Origin of the sequence: Pseudarthrobacter cremeus, from assembly GCF_051857465.1 — a bacterium.
GTDB lineage: Bacteria > Actinomycetota > Actinomycetes > Actinomycetales > Micrococcaceae > Arthrobacter.
Map to the genome: position 1 here is coordinate 91,311 of NZ_JBPZHC010000008.1, position 18,437 is coordinate 109,747.

Here is an 18,437-nt window from a genome sequence, read left to right on the forward strand (position 1 = left end):
CTCCCCCAAAGGAAACCCCATGACTTCCACAACGCCAGACCTGTCCACCCGGACGGACCGCGGACTTCTTACCGCCCGGCACCTCATCAACGGCGAATGGCTGGGCGATGCGGACACCGAACGGATGAACCCGGCCCGCCCGGACGAGCTTGCAGCCCTCTCCCCCAGCGGTACCGCGGCCGATGTCGACGCCGCCGTCACTGCGGCTGCCACGGCCCAGCCCGTCTGGGCAGCCATGCCAGCGCCGTCCCGCGGGGCTATCCTCATCACCGCCGGCAACCTGCTGATCGAACGCCAGAGCGCCATCGCCGAGGACCTGGTCCGGGAAGAAGGCAAAACGCTGGCAGAGGCCAAAGGCGAGGTCAAGCGTGCCTCGGACGTGCTCCGCTTCTTCGGCTCCCTGGGCTGGGCGGCCACCGGCGAGGTGCTGCCCAGCGGCCTCCCGGACACAACCATCACCACCCGCCGCGAGCCCCTCGGAGTGGTGGGGCTCATCACCCCGTGGAACTTCCCCATCGCCATCCCGGCATGGAAGGCCGCGCCCGCCCTGATCAGCGGCAACGCCGTGGTCATCAAGCCGGCTGAGCTGACCCCACTCTCCGCCACCCACCTTGCCCGCGCCCTGCAGGATGCCGGGCTGCCCGCAGGCGTCTTCAACGTGGTGCACGGCAAAGGACGCGTGGTGGGCGACGCCCTGGCCCGCGATTCCCGCATCGCCGGCCTGTCCTTCACGGGTTCCACCAAGGTGGGGCTTGGCCTGCAGGAGATCCTGAACGCCCGCCGCGCCCGGGTCCAGCTGGAAATGGGCGGGAAGAACGGCGTCCTGGTCGTGGACGACGCCGATGCCCGCAAGGCCGCAAAAGTGGTGGCCGCGGGGGCCTTCGGACTCACCGGCCAGGCCTGCACCGCCACGTCCCGCGTCTACGTCACACCGGGCATCCGCGACGCCTTCCTGGCGGCCCTCACCGAGGAAGCCGCCACCTACGCGCCCGGTGACGGCCAGGACCCGCCGATGGGGGCTGTGGTGAGCAGCGACCAGTTTTCACAGAACACCGCAGCGGTGCGTTCCGCCGTCGAACGCGGTGCCACGCTGCTCTCCGGCTCCGGGATCCTGGATGAAACCCACGACGGCGATCCCGGCCGGCCGCTGTACTTCCCGGCCGCCGTGCTCACCGGGCTGCCGTTCGACGACGCGGCAGTCACCGAGGAGATCTTCGGACCGGTGGTCGCCGTTCTTGAAGTGTCGGACTACGAGGCCGGACTCGCCGCAATCAACGACTCGCGCTACGGCCTCACCGCCGGCATCTGCACCGACTCCCTGGCCCGCGCCACGGACTTCGCGGCCCGCGCGCAGGCCGGCGTCATCAAGGTCAACCGTCCGACGGCCGGCCTGGACCTGAACGTGCCGTTCGGCGGCGTGAAGGACTCCTCCACCAACACGTTCCGCGAGCAGGGCAAGTCCGCCCTGGACTTCTTCACGTGGGGCAAAACCGTCTACACGGGCGTGTAGGCGCCATGACCTACGTGATCGCGCAGCCGTGCGTGGATGTGAAGGACAAGGCGTGCATAGAGGAATGCCCCGTGGACTGCATCTACGAAGGAAAGCGCATGCTTTACATCCACCCTTACGAGTGTGTCGACTGCGGAGCATGCGACCCTGTTTGCCCGGTGGAAGCAATCTACTACTCGGAGGACCTGCCGGAAGAATGGGCGGGTTATGGGGGCGCCAACGCCGGGTTCTTCGACGTTCTCGGATCTCCGCAGGCAGCGGCAGCGGTGGGCCGCACCGAACATGACCATCCTTTGATCGCCGCCGAGGAGCCGCAATGCCGCTGATGGTGGAAACCATAGGCTGGATCGGATCCGCACTGATCCTGGTGTCTCTGGCCCAGTCCCGGCCCCGACGCCTGCACCTGCTCAACCTCGGTGCCTGCATCGTCCTCATTGCCTACAACGCACTTATCGGCGCTGTTCCGGGCATAGGACTGAACGCGGGCCTGATACTCGTCAATCTGTGGCGGCTGCGGACCCTCCCCCCGGCCGGACTTTCTTCCTCACATCCGGCCCCGGAGGTCAGCAACGAGGACCCGCACCAAAGTGAGGTTCATCAGGCCCGGTGACGGATAGACTCGGCCATGTCGGGCGGTGCGGCCGACTTCATCATCGACACGGCCGGAGGGCCCGAATGACAATGGTTTTCAGTCACAGCGGGCGGGCCCTTCGGTTGGGTGGCGTAGGACGGGGCCGTACGTTGTCCGGGTCGATGTGATTCCCAGTGGACCCGCGGACCGCCCGGGGACCCTTCTGAGGGTGTTGGTCGCTGATGATGACCCGGGGTCCTTGCTGGTCGCACGGGCCGCCGTGGAGCAGTCCGGACACGAATGCATCACCGCTGCAGACGGCGATACCGCCTGGGAGCTGTACCGCACCCACCGGCCGCACGTCGTGGTGACAGACCTGAAAATGCCAGGCCTGGACGGACTAAGCCTCTGCCGCGCCATCCGCGCCGCCGACAAGGACGCCTACACCTACCTCGTCCTGGTCACCTCGCACGGATCCCGCGACGACGTCCTGGCCGGCATGGACGCCGGCGCCGATGACTACGTCACCAAGCCCCTGGACCCGTTCCACCTGCGGACCCGGCTCCTCGCCGCCCACCGCGTCACAACTCTCCACGCAGACCTGGCCGATGCCCTGGCTGAGTCCCGGACCAGCAACGAACGGCTCGCGGATTTCACCGGCAGGGTCAGCCACGACCTGCGGACCCCGTTGACCTCAATCCTCGGATATGTGGAACTTGCCTCCATGGAGCCGGATCCTGACCCGGCTGAACTCGCGGAATACCTGCACATCGTCGGTTCAAGTGCGCGCAGGATGCTGTCCATGGTCGAGGAACTGCTCTCATTCGCATCCCTCGGCGGCTCTCTGGAGTTGAAACAACTGTCTCTTGCGGACCTCGTCGGGGCGGTCACCGTCGACCTCAGTCTGGGCTTACGCGAGGCGGGGGCGGCCCTGACATGTGAGGACTTGATCTTTGAAGCAGATGAGGCGCAGATGCGAATGGCCCTGCAGAACCTGGTCCATAACGCCCTCGCTTACAGCCGGCCCGGAGTTCGGCCGGTGATCCGCGTTGAAGGTCAGCGCTCGGGGACCGGAGCCGTGGTGAGGGTTGTGGACAACGGCAAGGGAATCAGTGCCGGGGACCGCACCCGCGTGGTGGAACCGTTGGTGCGCCTGTACCGTGACGGGGATCCGGCCGGTTCGGGGCTGGGCCTTGCCACTTGCGCCCGGATCGCGGCCGCACACGGGGGCCGGCTCGAGATCTCCGGGAATCCCGATGAGGGCACCACCGTAAGCCTGCACCTTGCCGGGCCCGGCTAAACCGGACGGGAACGCAGCGGCCATCGGGCCGGGGACCGGGAACGCTCCGCGCCGAGGGGCCGAAGGAGCACGGCATTCAGGGTTCAGTCGGGAACCGAATAGTTTCAACGAAGGTCCGGAGTGCCCATGCTGTCAGCCGGGGAGTTCCCTGGCCGGACGGTTGCCGCCCTGACGCGGTTTTTCCCGGCGTTTTTCGCCGCATACATTGCGGCGTCGGCTTCCTGGAGCAATGCGTCGCTGCTGACGCGGTGTCCGGAGGAATAGGCCGAAAGCCCTGCACTGATGGTCAGCAGACCGGCCGTGGTGCCCGAGTGGTGGATACCCAGTGATGAAACCGCCGCCAGGCATCGATTCAGGGCGGTCAGTGCCGCAGGGAGGCTCTGACGGGGGAAGACCAACAGGAATTCCTCGCCCCCGTACCGATACACCCCATCGCTGTCCCGGGCCTGTCCAGTCAGGGACCGGGCGACAGCCTTAAGCGCGGAGTCCCCGGCCAGGTGGCCGTATGTGTCGTTGTAGGTTTTGAAGTCATCCACGTCGCAGAGGGCGATGCAGTAGTCCTCTATGTAGCGTGCGCTGCGCCTATGCAAGGCATCCAGGTCCTCGGAAAGTTTCAAACGGTTGTGGAGCCCCGTCAGGGGGTCGGTACGGGCCTGTCCGGAGAGCGCTGCCCGGGAGTCGGCCAGGTCTGCGTGGAGGGTTGTGACGCGGTGGGCGGCGAGGAGCCGGGTCCGCAGGTGGAACGGATCCAGGGGCTTGGTGACGTAGTCATCGGCGCCGGCGTCCATGCCGGCCAGGACGTCGTCGCGGGATCCGTGCGAGGTGACCAGGACGAGGTAGGTGTAGGCGTCCTTGTCGGCGGCGCGGATGGCGCGGCAGAGGCTTAGTCCGTCCAGGCCTGGCATTTTCAGGTCTGTCACCACGACGTGCGGCCGGTGGGTGCGGTACAGCTCCCAGGCGGTATCGCCGTCGGCAGCGGTGATGCATTCGTGTCCGGACTGCTCCACGGCGGCCCGTGCGACCAGCAAGGACCCCGGGTCATCATCAGCGACCAACACCCTCATAGGGCACCGTCTACCGCGGCCCTCAGAGCTGTGTCCACCAGCTCGAGTTCGTCTTCAAGCCGGGCGAGGAGCTCCGTGGCGTCGGATTCGACGTTCCGCGCCGCCCCGCGTTCCAGCTCGCCGCACATCGCTGCAGCCCTGATGGCGCCGATGTTCGCCGCCGCACCTTTGAGCTTGTGGGCGGCCTGTTCCAGGGCGTCACCGTCCCCGTCAGATAGCGCGCGCCGCAGGCTGATGAGGCTCACCTGAACGCCTACGCGGAAGACCTCAGCGGCGTCGGGCAACAATCCCTGGCCGTCGGAGGGCCCCAGGCCACGAAGCACTTCCAGCCGTTCCGGGTCCAAGGCGGGACCGCTGGCCGGGGATGAGACGCTGGGAACCCATTCGGCGAGAAGCTCTCCAAGCCGTTCCATGTCCACAGGCTTGGTGAGGAACGCGTCCATTCCTGCTGCCATGCATTTGTCGCGGTCTTCCTCCAGAGCTCCGGCGGTCATGGCGATGATCGGCAGGTGCCGGAAGCCTCCGTCCCGGCGGCGGATCGCGCGGGTGGCCTCGAAGCCGTCCATGACGGGCATATGGCAGTCCATCAGCACGGCGGCGTAGTTGAGCTCCGCGGTGGCGGTGACTGCCTGGGCGCCGTCGCTGACGACGTCGACGGCGTATCCGAGTCTCGCGGCCATGCTCCGGGCGACGAGCTGGTTGACCTCGTTGTCCTCGACGACGAGGATGCGTCCGCGCGTGGCCGGTACCGGTTGTGCCGGTGCCGGTGGCCCCGGCCGGAGCGACGGTGCCCTTTCAGGGGCCATGATGCGCATGAGCCGGTCATAGAAGTCGGAGCTTCGGACGGGTTTTGTCAGCCATTGCCCGATCCCCGCGGCCCGTAGCTCGGCGCTGGTGACCTGCATGCTTGAGGTGAGCATGACGAGCCGGACAGATCCCAGCTCCTGGTCCGTACTGATTTCGTGGGCGAGTTCCAGCCCGTTCGTGCCGGGCATGCACATGTCCAGGACGGCGATATCGTAGGGGCGCCCGGCAGCCGTTTCCTCCCGCAGCCGGGTAGCGGCCCTTTCCGCGCTGTCTACGGATTCCGGAATCATTCCCCAGCTGGCCAGCTGGGACTCCAGGACCAGCCGGTTCGTCGCGTTGTCGTCCACGACCAGGACGCGCAGTCCTGTCAGCGGGGCCGGGGCGTCCAGGGCGGAATCGTCGTCGGGGGCCGCGGCCGGCAACGGGACCGTGAACCAGAAGGTGCTCCCCTGTCCGGGTGCGCTGACCAGTCCAATCTGCCCCCGCATTGCCTCCGTGAGCCGCCGGCAGATGGCCAGCCCCAGGCCGGTGCCGCCGTACCGGCGGGTAGTGGAGGCGTCAGCCTGGGAAAAGGATTCAAAGAGCCGGCTGTGGTCGGCAGCATCAATGCCAATGCCGGTATCACGTACTTCGAAGCGCACAATACGTGTATCGGCCTCCCCGGAGATGCTCACCCGGATGGCTATTTCTCCGACGGAAGTGAATTTCACGGCATTGTTGGCCAGGTTGAGCAAGATCTGGCGGAGCCTGCCCGCGTCGCCGAGCAGCCGGACGGGGACATCAGGGCTGCAGTATGCGATGAGTTCCAGTCCCTTGGACTGCGCCGGTTCAGCCAGGAGGCCAGCGACTTCCTCCACGAGCCGACGGGGGTCGAACTCGATGAGCTCAAGATCTACTTTCCCGGCCTCCAGTTTGGAAAAATCCAGAATGTCATTGATCAGGTTCAGAAGGGCCTCAGCCGCCCCCTTGACACCCTCGGCGTAATGGCGCTGGGTTTGATCGAGCTCGGTCTCAAGCATCAGAGCCGTCAGACCCACGACACCGTTCATCGGCGTCCGTATCTCGTGGCTCATGGTCGCGAGGAACTCAGATTTCAGGCGGCTGGACTCCACCGCCGATTCCCGGGCCTCCCGAAGCTCCGTTTCGGTGGTGCGCCGTTCGGTGATGTCCTGGGCAATCGTCGCGACGCCATGGATGCCGTTGTCCCCGCGGATCGGGGACATGGTCACGGACACCGGCACCGTAGCCCCATCACCCCGCATACGCTCGGACTCATAAGTGTTTGTCTCCCCGCCCCGGCCTGCGGCGGTCAGAAAGGCGTTCTCCTGTTCGAGGAGATACCCGGGAATAAGGAAAGAGGAGGCGTGCCTGCCGATCGCGTCGTCGGCCCGGTATCCGTATATCCGCTCCGCGCCGGGGTTCCAGCTGGTGATAACGCCATCCGGGGTTTTACCCACGATCGCGTCGGCCGTGGAGTTGACGATCGCGGCCAGCCCCTCCAGCTGGGCGGTACGGTCGGCGACTTTCGATTCCAGGTCCCTGGTCAGGGTGATGTTCTGAAGGATGATGACAATCTGGCGTGCGATGACAAGAGCCAGGACCACCAGACCGGTGACGAGCAGGAAAGGGTCCGACTCGGTTCGCAAGCGTCCCGGGGACACAAGCGCTGCCCCCAGGACCGGGACGTACGGCAGCAGTTCCAGACCCAGCGTGTAAGCCCGGCGGTCCCGCCACCGGCGCCCGGCACTGGAAGCAAAAGGCGCGATCGCCATGAGCAGGAAAGCAGTGACCCAACCGGCCGCCAGGGGCGTTCCGGTCAGGCCGATGACCCCGTCAAAGCTCAGTTTCACGTACGTGCTGTCCGTGAACGCAAGGACCAGGAGGCCACCGCCGAGGCACAGCCACCGGAACCGGTCCTCCGGCGCGCTGCGCATCGTGAGGACCAGCACCAGGGACACCAGCACAACATCAACAATCGGATACGCCACGCCGGTGAGGTGACCAAGAAAATCCCGGTCCGCGACCTTGTACACCGGACCGAGAACGGTGGCCCAACTGACATACAGGACCGCGGCGGCAATGACGGAGGCATCCAGCAGGGTGCGCAGCAATGCCACTCCCGAGGACCGGAACCGTGGGAACAAGAAAAGGGCAACCGCGGCGGGGACCGCGTAGCCGACAAAACCGGCATCCGCCAGGGAAGGGAACGGATAAACGTGGTCCAGGGTCAGCCCGAAGAACGTCCACAGCCCCTGCGCCGCTGTCCAGATCAGGACCGCGGCGGCCATGACCCTCCATGCCCGGGCGTCCGGCCCTTGACCCCGTGCCGCCAGCGTGCAGCTCAGAAGCGCTGTGAGTGCGGCCAACAGGATGGAAAAATCGCCGATCACCTGCGACGAGGCGGTCCCGGGATCTGCCCCCAAAACGCTGCAAAGCCAGGCCACAGCAGCCCCTGAAGCGGCAACTAACCACAACACCCCAGGACGCCGCCCCCGGGTCCGGCGAATCGTGGACGACCTTATTAAACCCACGCGGAGTCCTTCCATTGCTGCTGCACTGAACTGAGACCCAGAGCACCGCTCATGCCATCCTACGGCGCCGGGGATGGCGTTTCATCGGGCATGATTCAGCGGCTGAAAGTCGTGACCGTTGTTGTCGCGGTTTTGTCGATGTCGGGATGGCATGGGAATCCCCACCCGGGCGGCGCCGTGTGCTCGCCGCTGCTGTGAAGCGGCGAGCACAGGCCCCGTCAATATTGGGGTTTGGACTACATTCCGGGGATGTGCTGGGCCTCGTGGACCTCGATTTCGCAGCCGGGCATGTTCAGGTGCGGGTGCTGCTTGGCCAGTTCGAGGGCCGCCTCGGCAGTCTCGGCCTCGATGAGGCTGTATCCGGCTACTTCGCGCTGGCTCGGTGCGGTGGCTCCGCCGGGAGATACGCGAACCCCGTTGGCCAACGGGGTGCCGAAGTCGATCAGCCCGTCACCGACCTTGGCGGCCCACGCGTTCCACTCCCCCATGGACGCTTCCATGTCTTCCGGTGCCGGCGGCGCGGCCTCGGCGGGCGTCATCGGGGCGTGGTAGATAAACAGAAACCTGGACATTTTCGTTCCTTCCTTCGTGATGGTTGTTTTGTTTGTTGCGGGGCGAACCGGTCAGGCCGTGACGGTCCGGCCGGTGAACGCGATGAGTCGTTCGAGGCTGCCTGCGGTCTCCGCGACGGGCTGCGCCGGGGCGAAGCTGCCGCCCGAGCGGACCTGGTCGGAGATCGTCGTCAGCGCCAGTCCCTCCACGTAGTCGGTGACGACGTCGGACACGGCCAGGTCCTGGCCGCTTGCCTTCGCGAAGTCCCACGCATGCACGAGCAGCTCGAGGTTCAGGATGCCGGCCACCATGGTGGCGGGGAGTTCGGCAAATCCCATGTCGATGGTGCCGTCCACGCCACGGCGGGCGAACGCCTCCAGCGCTGGCTGCGCGAGTTCGGCGATGCGGACCTCGGGTGCGGCGTCGGTGCGGTCTGTGACGTCGGCACCCAGGGCTGTGCCGATGTTCTTCAAGGAGCCAGCCAGGTGCTCCAGGAGTTCGTGGGCGGTGAAGTCCTCGCACGGCGTCGGCTTGTCACGGTCTGCCGGCGTCAGCTTCCGCAGCACGCCCAGGAGCACGGCGAGTGAAGCTTCCGCGGAGATGAGGTGGTCAATCGGATCAGGGGCAAATGCCCACTCGTCCGGGCCGGCGCCGGCAGCCGTCGATGCTTCGGTAACCAGCCGTCCCAGGTAGTGGTTCCAGCCTTCCGCGTGCGCCGTGGCCTGCTCGGGCGTGAGTCCCTCGTGCAGCAGCCGCACTGACGTGCCGCCTGCCTCAGGCTCCAGCGTGATGGTCACCGTGGACGCGCCAGGAGGCAGGTCCGTGCCGGATTCCCAGCCCCAGGTGAACACGATGCGCTTGCCCGGCTCGATCTCCTGGAACGTACCGGCGGCGTGGTGTCCCGGGAGGATTGTCCAGCGGTACTCGCCGCCGACGCGCAGATCCACCCGGGCGGCAACCGTCTTCCAGCGGCGCAAGCGTTCGGGCTGGGTGATCAGGGCGAATGCCTCGTCTGCATCGACGGGCAAGTGGATGGTTTTGTCGAAGCTCATGTGAGCGATCCTTTGTTTGAATGAGGTGTCTAACGGGGTGGTGCCGGGCTCTCTGGTCCGTGGCGGTTTTCGGCCAACGCCGCGGCGTCTGCGGCGAGCAGGTCCAGTTCGTCAGTCCAGAACTGCTCCACCAGCGCACGCAGCCGGCCCATCCCCTGAGGGTCAAGCCTGTAGTACCGGTTACGTCCCTCCTTGCGGGCGGCAACCAGGCCAGCCTGCTCAAGCAACAGCAGGTGCTGGGAGACCGCGGAACGGCTGACCGTGAAATGGGCGGCCAACTCCCCCACTGCCTGTTCCTGGCGTGCCAGAAGATGCAACAGCCGACGCCGGTTCGGCTCCGCTGCGATCTCCAAGGCATCCAACACACCTAATACGTTAGTGGACACTAACGCATTAGGCAAGAAGGGCCTCCGGTACTTCGGTTGCCATGTGGCCTCGAACACATCTTGTACCCATCCTTCGCCGGTGCCGCGGCGAAGTACCCTTGGTCCCTTCCCGGGACGCCAACATCACATGCGCGCGTATGAGGAGATCTTCCCGATGAATAAGACACTTCGCTTTATGGCAGTCCCCACTCTTGCCTTAGCCGCCCTTGCCCTGTCCGCATCACCCTCCCTTGCCCAGGACGGCTCGGACCACTACCAGTCCACCCTCGGCCAGATCAACGGCAGCGCAGGCAAAGGCACCATCACCCTCGATGTCACCGGCAACCAGGCCCACGTCGTCCTGAACGTTTCGGGCATGCCGGCGAAATTCATGGACGCGCCCTACCCGCACGTGCAGCACATCCATGGCGGAGCACAGGGTGTCTGCCCCTCGCCGGCTGCCGATAAGGACGGCGACGCGGTCATCTCCACCACCGAAGGCGCCCCCTCATACGGCGCAATTGTGACGACGCTCTCCACCACCGGCGACACCAGCCCCGCAGCAGGACTCGACCTGAAGGTCGCCGGCCAGGGTGCCGCATACACCGTCGACCGCACTTTCGAACTGAACGCCGAAACCAAGGCAGCCCTTGCCGCGGGCACCGCCGTCGTCGTCGTCCACGGGCTTGACCCAGCCACCCTGAGTGCTGCGGGCCAGGCCGCCAAGAGCGATCTTGCCCCCACCCTTCCGCTGGCCGCCACCTCCCCGGCCCTCTGCGGAACGCTGAGCGCCGGCATGGCAATGCCCGTTGGCGGCGCTGACACCGGCCTCCCGCAGGAAACGGGCGCCGACACCACAGGCCTCGCCCTTGGCGGCGGCCTCGCCCTGATCGCCCTCGCCGGCGGCGCCTACGCAGTACGCCGCAGCACCACCGCCGCGGCCTAAGCACGCCCAGGAATCAAGCCAATGACAGCCAGGAATCCCGGCCGCCGCAGAGGCCTCCCCGCCTCTTCGGCAGCCGGGGTCCTGCTCCTGCTGGCCTTGGCGGGCTGTGCCGCCGGAACCAGCGCACAGCCCGACGCCGGACCTGCACCGGCCGCCGCCGCCTCACCGTCGGTGCGGTCCAGTCCGCCCGTTACCTCTTCCGCTTTGCCCGCCGCCCCGGCGGCTCCCGGCCCGCAGCTGATGCCCGTCATGGGGGCTTCCAAACCGGTCACGCTGAGCATTTCCGCGATCGATGTCCGGACGGATCTCCTGCATCTGGGGCTGCGCGGAAACGGTTCGCTGGATGTGCCGCAGGACAGCGGGAGCGGCGCACCTGCGGGCTGGTACACCGGCTCCCCCACCCCCGGGGAGCGTGGCCCTTCGGTGATCCTGGGGCACGTCAACGCCTTGGGCGGCAGCAAGGGCGTCTTCGCAGACCTCCGCAAGCTGACCCCAGGGACCGAAATCAACGTCTCCCGAACCGACGGCAGCATCGCCGTGTTCACCGTTGACCGCGGCACCGTCTACAGCAAGGACGAGTTCCCCACGTTCGAGGTGTACGGCAACACCCCCGGAGCTGAGCTCCGGCTGATCACGTGTGACGGTTACGATCCGGCCACCGGGCTCTTCGACGACAACTACGTCATCTACGCGAAACTCAAAGCCTGACAATGGCCGCCTGCACTTCTGCAGGCGGCCGGACAACAGGCAAGGACGGACTGGAAATGAAAAACCCCAAACAGGCGATGGCTGCTGTGGCAGTTGCGTCCCTGCTGCTGTCCGGCTGCGGTGCTGCGGCCGGTACTGCGGGCAGCCTGTCCACCCCGGTCTCCGGCCCATCCACGCCGTCAACGGCATCGCCTGCGGCCGGCACCGCCGACGGTCACAGCGGAGGTCATCACGGCGGCGGGACCCCATCGGCGAAGGCCAGCGCTGACGGGCCCAGCGAAGCCGCCCTGATGGTGTGCGGAGACCAGCCGATGGACAGGCTGACGTCCATCCTGGATCTGGCCTCGGACCCGCACACGATCAGCAGTTGGGCCAACAACACCTTTACCTGCACCTACCATCTGCCGGAAGGCGCACTGAAAATCTCCGTGCAGGAGGCCACAGACCAGGCCTCCGCCCTGAAGTACTTCAATGCGATGCAGGCCTTGGCGGAGGGTGCGAAAACCATCGAAGGGCTCGCCAGCCTCGGCTTTCCGGCCTACGAAACCGACGACGGTTCAGCCGTGTTCCAAAAGGACAGCATGATCCTGCACGTGGATGCCTCTGGACTCCCCCCGACCCTCGGCCCGGAAAGCATCACCCGGAACGCACTGGCTTACCAGCTGTCCACGACCATCCTGGCCTGCTGGGTGGAACACCCCTGACACGTTCCTCCGGCACCAGCCACCCGGAGGTACGCATGGCCTCAGTTGGACGGGAAGTTGTACGATGCTCCGGAGGCGTGGCTTGCCTCGGGCCAGCGGGAGGTGACCACCTTGCCGCGGGTGTAGAAGGACACGCCCTCGGGGCCGTAGATGTGTTTGTCGCCGAACAGGGACGCCTTCCAGCCGCCGAAGGAGTAGTAGGCAACCGGCACCGGCAGCGGAACGTTGATGCCGATCATCCCGACGTCCACGGACCGTTGGAACTTTCTGGCAGCGGCGCCGGATGAGGTGAAGATCGCCGTGCCGTTGCCGTAGGGGTTGGCGTTGATGAGGGCGATTCCGGCGTCGAGGTCCTCGACGCGGACCACCACGAGGACCGGTCCGAAGATCTCCTCGGTGTAGGCGCTCATTTCGGTCTTGACGTGGTCGATGACGGTGGGACCCACCCAGAAGCCTTCCTCATGGCCGGGAACCACGAGGTCGCGGCCGTCCACCACCATCGCAGCTCCTGCGGCTTCCGCCTCGGCGATGGTCTTGACGATGAAGTTCCTGGAGTCCGCGCTGATGACCGGACCCATGTCCGCGTCCGGTTCGGTGCCGTTCTTGACCTTGACGGCGACGGCACGCTCCTCAACCTTTTTCACCAGCAGGTCGGCGGCGTCCCCGACCGCCACCGCAACGGAGATGGCCATGCAACGCTGGCCGGCGGAGCCGAACGCGGCCGCGGCGAGGTGGTCTGCTGCATTGTCGAGGTCGGCGTCGGGCAGAACGATCGCGTGGTTCTTCGCCCCGCCCAGGGCCTGGACGCGCTTGCCATGCGCGGTGGCAACCTCATTGATGTGCTTGGCCACCGGCGTGGAACCAACGAAGGAGATGCCGTCCACGTCCGGGTGGGTCAGGAGGCCGGAGACCACTTCACGGTCGCCGTGCAGGACCTGGAACACGCCGTCGGGCAGTCCCGCCTGCTTGAAGAGATCGGCCAGCAGCATGGCCGCGGACGGGACCCGGTGGGACGGCTTGAGAATGAACGCGTTGCCGGTGGCGATCGCCATCGGCGCCATCCACAGCGGCACCATCACGGGGAAGTTGAACGGGGTGATCCCGGCGACCACGCCGACCGGCTCGCGGAAGGAGAAGACGTCGATCCCGGTGGAGACCTGGTCCGAGTATTCACCCTTGAGCAGCTGCGGTATGCCGCACGCGAACTCGATGACCTCCAGGCCGCGGCCGATCTCGCCCTTCGCATCGGAGAGGACCTTGCCGTGCTCGGCGGTGATCAGGGCCGCGAGATCGTCCACGTGGGCGGCGACGAGTTCGCGGAACTTGAACAGCACTGCGGTGCGCTTGGCCAGCGAAATGTCGCCCCATGTTACGGCGGCGGCCTTGGCTGCCGCGACGGTCGCGTCAAGGTCCGCCTGGTTGGCCAGACGCAGCTCTGCGGTGACGGCACCGGTGGCGGGGTTGTAGACGGACTTGGTCTCGGTTCCGGAACCTGCTGCCTCGGATCCGCTGATGAAGTGGTTGATGAAAGTCATGGTTATTGCTCCTGAAGTAAGTGATGTTCAACGGCGCGCACCGGTTCGACGTCCCGTGGGAGTCCTGCGGCGAGGGATTCATGAATAGCGAGCCGGACGGCCAGGTTCTGTTCGGTCAGTTCCCGGTGGACGACTTCGTGCCCGGAGCTGCGTGCCCAGGTGCTGAACCGTTCGATTTCGACTTTGAAGGGATCTTCGTTGATATCGAAGACTTCGGTGCTGCCGTCCCTGAGCGCTACGGTCACCCTTGCCGCGTCTCCCGGCTTCGGGTCGAACGCCTGGTCAAGGGTGATCTGACCCTTGGTGCCGATGACCTGGAAAGTGTTGGTACCGGGTCCTTCGAAGCCGCAGTCAAAGGTTCCAATGACGCCGTCGTAATCCAGGATTGCAGCGACGGTGGTCTCAACGGGGTCCGCCGGGCTTGTTCCCTTGGCGTACACGCTGACCGGCGCCCGTCCCATCACCATGTTCATGATGTCGATGGCGTAGCAGCCGACGTCATTGACGGCACCGCCCTCAAGACCCGCCTGGAGGCGGACCTCTCCCGGGACGCGGTCCATCACAAAGTGGAACCGCGCGTGCATCGAGACAATGTCGCCGATCCTGCCCGCGTCGATGAACTCACGGACCTTCTGGTGCTGCGGATGGAAGCGGTACATGAACGCTTCCATCAGGTTCACCTCATTCCGGTCACAGGCCTCGACGACGCGGGAATAGTCTTCGAGGCTTCCCACCAGTGGCTTCTCGCACAGGATGTCCTTGCCTGCCTCGGCCGCCGCAATGATCCATTCGGTGTGCAGCCCGTTGGGGAAGGGAAGGTAGACGGCCTCGATGGCCGGATCAGCCAGCAGCTCTTCATGGGATGAGTAGGTTGCCTGGATGCCGAAGCGCGCGGCGACCTCCGCAGCGCGGCCGTTCGGGCTGCTGATCGCCGCGGCGGTCGCATTGCGGGCCTTTTGCATCGCCGGCAGGAACCGGTCCTGCGCGATGCGGGCGGTGGTGAGAACGCCCCAGCGCACCGCGCTCATGGAGTGAGCCCGGCTTCCAGATCCCGGAGGAACGCCACCGACTGCCGGACATCCCGCACAGGTCCTTCACCTGCGGGGGCTGCTTCCAGGATGGTGTCCTGTTCCATCGTGAACCATCCGCCATAGCCTGCCTCAAGCAGGTGCAGGACGATGTCGGCGATTCCCACGTCCCCTTGGCCGAGCGGGACATACATTCCGGTCTTGACGCCGTCGGTGTAGGAGATCTCACCTTTCTGGACCCTCTCGGCCACGGCCCTGCGTACGTCTTTCAGATGGGTGTGGCCGATCCGGGAGGCGTAGTCCCGGGCGAGCTGGCCGGGGTCCGTGCCGCCGATGAGAAGGTGGCCGGTGTCCAGGCAAAGGTTGGCAGCTGTGTCGTTCAGGACGCGGTTCACGTCCGATGTCGTCTCGATCATGGTGCCCACATGGGGGTGCACCACCGCCTGGATGCCCTGATCGGCGGCTGCCTTGACGATAGAGTCCAGGTTCCGGCCGAACAGGTGCCAGCCATCGGCGTCGAGCTCGTGGCGCTGGTCATACCCGGCAACACCGGTCTCCGCGGCAAGGACCATGATGCTCGCCCCTGCTGCCTGGTAGGCATCCAGTTCTGCCGCAACCGCTTTGAGCGGGTCCTTGGCGGCATCGTGCAGGATCATCGGGAAGAAACCGCCGATGGCCTGCAGGTGGTGCCGTTGCAGCACCTCAGCGCGTGCGGTTGCTTCTTCGGGCAGGAAGCCTGCCGGGCCGAATTCGGTGGCGGTGATGCCCAGGGAGGTCATCTCGGACAGGACGCGGTCTGCCTCCAGTTGGTGTCCCCACCCGGGGACTTCACACACGCCCCAGGAAATGGGGGCGGCGGCGAGGCGGCTGGTGATGGTGCTCAATCTGATCCTCCAAGTACGTTCTGATCCCAGTCAATGACCGAGCCCGTGACCACTCCGCTCCTGTTGGAGAGGAGAAAAACTGCAAACTCGGCGATCTCGTCCACTTGGCCGAGCTTGCCCATCGGCACCGAGGCGTTGGCTTTGTCCAGCCAGTCGTCTCCTGCGCCGTGAAACCTCTTTTGCGTGTCGGCTTCGCCGTCGGTGGCGGTCCAGCCGATGTCAACGCCGTTGATCCTGATCTTGTCCCAGCGGTGCGCGTGGGCCGCGTTCCGGGTGGCGCCGGCCAGCCCGGCCTTCGCCGCGACGTAGGGGGCGAGGTAGGGCTGGCCGCCGAGTTCGGCGATGGAGATGATGTTCAGGATGCTGCCGGGGACTCCGCGTTCACGAAGGTGTTTGATCGTTTCGGCCATGATGAAGAACGGCGACTTCAGGTTCACGGCGATGTGGGCGTCGAAAAGTTCCGGGGTTGTGTCCAGCATGGTTCCGCGGGTGGTGAGGCCGGCGGCGTTCACAGCGCAGTCGAGCTGCCCGAATATGGAAACGGTTTCCAGGACGGAGTTCCTGGCCTGCTCAACGTCGGCGAGGTCGGTCTTGATGAAGCGGGCTTTGACGCCGGACTTCTCCAGCTCGGCGGCGAGCCTCTCGCCGGCGTCGGCGTTGCGGCCGGTCACGGCCACTCCGGCCGCGCCTTCGGCGGCTGCCCGGCGGGCAATGCCGGCGCCCAGGCCCTGGGTACCGCCGCTGACCAGGACTACCTTGTCAGCCAGGAGCGGGCTGTTCACTCCCTACTCCTTTCCGATGATGACAACACGGCCGGACCTGGCGGATTCGTCCGCCGCGTTGGCCAGGACGAGGGCCATGACGCCGTCGTCGAAGCCGGGGCTGCACGTGGTCCCGCCACGGATGGCCTTGACAAAGCTGTCCAGCTCGTTGCGGTAAGCCTGCCCGTAGCGTTCCAGGAAGAACGGCAGGTAGGGGTCGGACTCTTCGGTACCCGCGGCGCTGTATTTCCGCACGGTGGTGGGGGTCATATTGCCGGCCGTCAGCAACCCCTCGCTGCCGAAGGCCTCCAGCCGCTGGTCGTGGCCGTAGGCGCTGTGGCGGGAGTTGATGATGGTGATCTGCTCACCGCCCCGTCCGCGCAGATTGATGACCACCGAGTCGAAGTCACCGGCCTCTTCGATGTAGTCGCAGAACAGGTTCGATCCGGTGGCCGATACTTCGATGATGTCCGGGACGAAGAACCGGGCCATGTCCAGATCGTGGATGCTCTGGTCCCGGAAGATCCCGCCGGAGGTCTCGATGTAGGCCTTGGGTGCGGGAGCCGGGTCGCGGCTGATGATGGTCAGCTGCTCAAGGCGCCCAATTTCCCCGGCCTCAACCCGTGCCCGGAGCGAGGAGAAGTTCGGGTCGAAGCGGCGGTTGAAGCCAAGCATCAGGGGGCTGGTAGTCCCGCGGATCTGGTCCCGGCATTCGCGGACCCGATCGATGTCGAGGTCGATGGGCTTTTCGCACAGGGCTGCGACGCCGGCCGCCGCGGCCCGGGAGATGAGATCGACGTGGGTAGGCGTCGGTGAACCGATGATGATGGCGTCCAGGTCAGCGTTGGCGAACACCTCATCAGCGGTTTCGACGGCCTGCGCGCCGGTGATGGCGGCGAGTTCCTGCGCGCCCTTGATGAACGGGTCAGCGATCCAGGCCAGCTCCAGGTCAGGATGGTCTGCGATGTTCCGGGCGTGGACCTGGCCGATGCGGCCGGATCCGAAGAGTGCAACCTTAAGGGGCCGTTCACTGGACATGGGTAGGGGTCCTTTCCTGTTTCCTGCCGGCGGATGATCCGTCTGCAGCTGGTTGATCGGGATTGAGTGAGATTGGGCTGTTCGTCACGGGGCGGCCACCGCAGCCGGGGAGCGCCCGGCCAGGACGTCGACGGCGCCCTGGGCGGCGTCACGGACGGTGTGGGCCATGCCCTGGCGCGTGAACCCCATCAGGTGGGGTGTCAGGACCACGTTCCCGTGGTCAAAGACGGCGTGGTGTGCTGGGGGCTCGGGATCGTAGACGTCCAAACCAAGACCGCCGAGCTGCCCTGAAAGCAGAGCCTCGTGGGCGGCGTCCAGGTCCACCAGGCCGCCCCTGCTGCAGTTGACCAGGACGGCCCCGGCAGGCATCAGGGCGAGGCGTTCGGCATTAAGGAGGTTGTGGTTTTCCGGTGTCAACGGCACGTGCAGGGTCACGAAATCGCTGCGGCCCAGCAATTCCTCGACGGATTCGCAGCGGATGCCGGCAGGAACGTCAGCGAACGGGTCGAAGGCCAGGACGTTGAGGTCAAAGGCCGCGGCGATCCGGGCGACGCGGCGCCCGATGCGTCCGTAGCCGATGATGCCCAGGGTAAATCCCTCCAGATCGCCGACCGCCACACCGGACCGTTCCTCCCAACGCCCTTCCCGGACCAACGCCGTCAGCGTCGGCAGCTTCTTCACCAGTGCCAGGAGGTGGGAGAACACGCCTTCCGCAACGGACGCCGTGTTGCTTCCGGGCGTGATGACAACAGGGATGCCGCGGCGGCTGGCCTCCGCGACGTCCACGAGGTCAGTGCCGACGCCGGTCCGGGCGATGACCTTCAGGGCGGGCATGCGGTCCAGGAGTTCACGGTCCACCCGGTAGGCAGCCCGGACGATCGCGGCGTCGGCGCGGGCGAGATCCTGGTCCGTGGGGTTATGGATGAGTTGCTGGTGCGGAGCCAGTACGGGTTCGACCAGTCCGGCCTCGACGCTGCCGAGAGCTACGACTATTTGGGGTGTGCTTATGGAAGCCATCGTCATCCTTGAAGATGTGAGGGTGCACTCCCGGAGAGGCTGGGAGCCTGCGGGGTGACGGTAT

At 66.1% G+C, this 18,437-nt stretch carries 18 protein-coding genes; 7 read left to right on the top strand and 11 right to left on the bottom strand.

Features of this window, described 5'->3' with window-relative positions; genetic code table 11:
* The first annotated feature begins 19 nt into the window (after window positions 1–19).
* From ACS5PJ_RS15415 to ACS5PJ_RS15430, 4 genes are all read left to right on the top strand, one after another.
* Window positions 20–1,510, top strand: coding sequence for an aldehyde dehydrogenase family protein (locus ACS5PJ_RS15415; protein WP_439435741.1), 1,491 nt, complete (start codon window positions 20–22; stop codon window positions 1,508–1,510).
* Window positions 1,511–1,515: 5 nt separating this feature from the next.
* Window positions 1,516–1,836 carry a ferredoxin gene (gene fdxA / locus ACS5PJ_RS15420; protein WP_439435742.1) on the top strand — a complete coding sequence of 107 codons (321 nt, stop codon included), beginning with the start codon at window positions 1,516–1,518 and terminating at the stop codon, window positions 1,834–1,836.
* Complete coding sequence (locus ACS5PJ_RS15425) at window positions 1,836–2,120, top strand: hypothetical protein (RefSeq protein WP_439435743.1); 285 nt, start codon at window positions 1,836–1,838, stop codon at window positions 2,118–2,120. Before fdxA ends, ACS5PJ_RS15425 begins: the two co-directional genes overlap by 1 nt.
* Before the next feature lie 190 nt (window positions 2,121–2,310).
* On the top strand, window positions 2,311–3,381 hold the full coding sequence (locus ACS5PJ_RS15430; RefSeq protein WP_439435744.1) for a hybrid sensor histidine kinase/response regulator: 1,071 nt from the start codon (window positions 2,311–2,313) through the stop codon (window positions 3,379–3,381).
* A gap of 104 nt (window positions 3,382–3,485) precedes the next feature.
* Here the strand turns inward: ACS5PJ_RS15430 and ACS5PJ_RS15435 are convergent, their stop codons facing one another.
* The 5 genes from ACS5PJ_RS15435 to ACS5PJ_RS15455 form a co-directional block, all read right to left on the bottom strand.
* Window positions 3,486–4,445, bottom strand: a complete 960-nt coding sequence (locus ACS5PJ_RS15435) for a GGDEF domain-containing response regulator (RefSeq protein WP_439435745.1) — start codon at window positions 4,443–4,445, stop codon at window positions 3,486–3,488.
* Window positions 4,442–7,540 (bottom strand): hybrid sensor histidine kinase/response regulator, encoded by a 3,099-nt coding sequence (locus ACS5PJ_RS15440; RefSeq protein ID WP_439435746.1) that lies wholly within the window; start codon window positions 7,538–7,540, stop codon window positions 4,442–4,444. The genes ACS5PJ_RS15435 and ACS5PJ_RS15440 overlap by 4 nt, the downstream gene beginning before the upstream one ends.
* Window positions 7,541–8,019: 479 nt before the next feature.
* On the bottom strand, window positions 8,020–8,355 hold the full coding sequence (locus ACS5PJ_RS15445; RefSeq protein WP_439435747.1) for a hypothetical protein: 336 nt from the start codon (window positions 8,353–8,355) through the stop codon (window positions 8,020–8,022).
* A 51-nt stretch (window positions 8,356–8,406) separates the two neighbouring features.
* Entirely contained in the window at window positions 8,407–9,387 is a 981-nt protein-coding gene (locus tag ACS5PJ_RS15450; protein WP_439435748.1) for a TIGR03086 family metal-binding protein, read from the bottom strand.
* Between the two features lie 29 nt (window positions 9,388–9,416).
* Complete coding sequence (locus ACS5PJ_RS15455) at window positions 9,417–9,752, bottom strand: ArsR/SmtB family transcription factor (protein WP_439435749.1); 336 nt, start codon at window positions 9,750–9,752, stop codon at window positions 9,417–9,419.
* A gap of 175 nt (window positions 9,753–9,927) precedes the next feature.
* Between ACS5PJ_RS15455 and ACS5PJ_RS15460 the strand changes: the two genes are divergently transcribed.
* Genes ACS5PJ_RS15460 through ACS5PJ_RS15470 form a run of 3 tightly spaced genes read left to right on the top strand, consistent with a single transcriptional unit; the run spans window position 9,928 to window position 12,110 of the window.
* Window positions 9,928–10,698 carry a hypothetical protein gene (locus ACS5PJ_RS15460; protein WP_439435750.1) on the top strand — a complete coding sequence of 257 codons (771 nt, stop codon included), beginning with the start codon at window positions 9,928–9,930 and terminating at the stop codon, window positions 10,696–10,698.
* 21 nt (window positions 10,699–10,719) lie between these two features.
* Complete coding sequence (locus ACS5PJ_RS15465) at window positions 10,720–11,406, top strand: sortase domain-containing protein (RefSeq protein ID WP_439435751.1); 687 nt, start codon at window positions 10,720–10,722, stop codon at window positions 11,404–11,406.
* A gap of 56 nt (window positions 11,407–11,462) precedes the next feature.
* The gene (locus tag ACS5PJ_RS15470) at window positions 11,463–12,110 is read left to right on the top strand and encodes a hypothetical protein (protein ID WP_439435752.1); all 648 of its coding nucleotides are present in this window, start codon (window positions 11,463–11,465) and stop codon (window positions 12,108–12,110) included.
* 41 nt (window positions 12,111–12,151) lie between these two features.
* On the opposite strand, the gene ACS5PJ_RS15475 is transcribed toward ACS5PJ_RS15470, so the two are convergent.
* The 6 genes from ACS5PJ_RS15475 to ACS5PJ_RS15500 all read right to left on the bottom strand — a co-directional run bounded on the left by ACS5PJ_RS15475 (window position 12,152) and on the right by ACS5PJ_RS15500 (window position 18,373).
* A complete protein-coding gene (locus ACS5PJ_RS15475; protein ID WP_439435753.1) occupies window positions 12,152–13,645 on the bottom strand; it encodes a CoA-acylating methylmalonate-semialdehyde dehydrogenase in 1,494 nt (497 codons plus the stop codon).
* Between the two features lie 2 nt (window positions 13,646–13,647).
* Window positions 13,648–14,673 carry a Gfo/Idh/MocA family protein gene (locus tag ACS5PJ_RS15480; RefSeq protein ID WP_439435754.1) on the bottom strand — a complete coding sequence of 342 codons (1,026 nt, stop codon included), beginning with the start codon at window positions 14,671–14,673 and terminating at the stop codon, window positions 13,648–13,650.
* Entirely contained in the window at window positions 14,670–15,557 is an 888-nt protein-coding gene (locus tag ACS5PJ_RS15485) for a sugar phosphate isomerase/epimerase family protein (RefSeq protein ID WP_439435755.1), read from the bottom strand. The genes ACS5PJ_RS15480 and ACS5PJ_RS15485 overlap by 4 nt, the downstream gene beginning before the upstream one ends.
* Complete coding sequence (locus ACS5PJ_RS15490) at window positions 15,554–16,339, bottom strand: SDR family oxidoreductase (protein ID WP_439435756.1); 786 nt, start codon at window positions 16,337–16,339, stop codon at window positions 15,554–15,556. The genes ACS5PJ_RS15485 and ACS5PJ_RS15490 overlap by 4 nt, the downstream gene beginning before the upstream one ends.
* 3 nt (window positions 16,340–16,342) lie before the next feature.
* The gene (iolG, locus tag ACS5PJ_RS15495; protein ID WP_439435757.1) at window positions 16,343–17,356 is read right to left on the bottom strand and encodes an inositol 2-dehydrogenase; all 1,014 of its coding nucleotides are present in this window, start codon (window positions 17,354–17,356) and stop codon (window positions 16,343–16,345) included.
* 84 nt (window positions 17,357–17,440) lie between these two features.
* On the bottom strand, window positions 17,441–18,373 hold the full coding sequence (locus ACS5PJ_RS15500) for an NAD(P)-dependent oxidoreductase (protein WP_439435758.1): 933 nt from the start codon (window positions 18,371–18,373) through the stop codon (window positions 17,441–17,443).
* Between the last annotated feature and the right edge of the window lie 64 nt (window positions 18,374–18,437).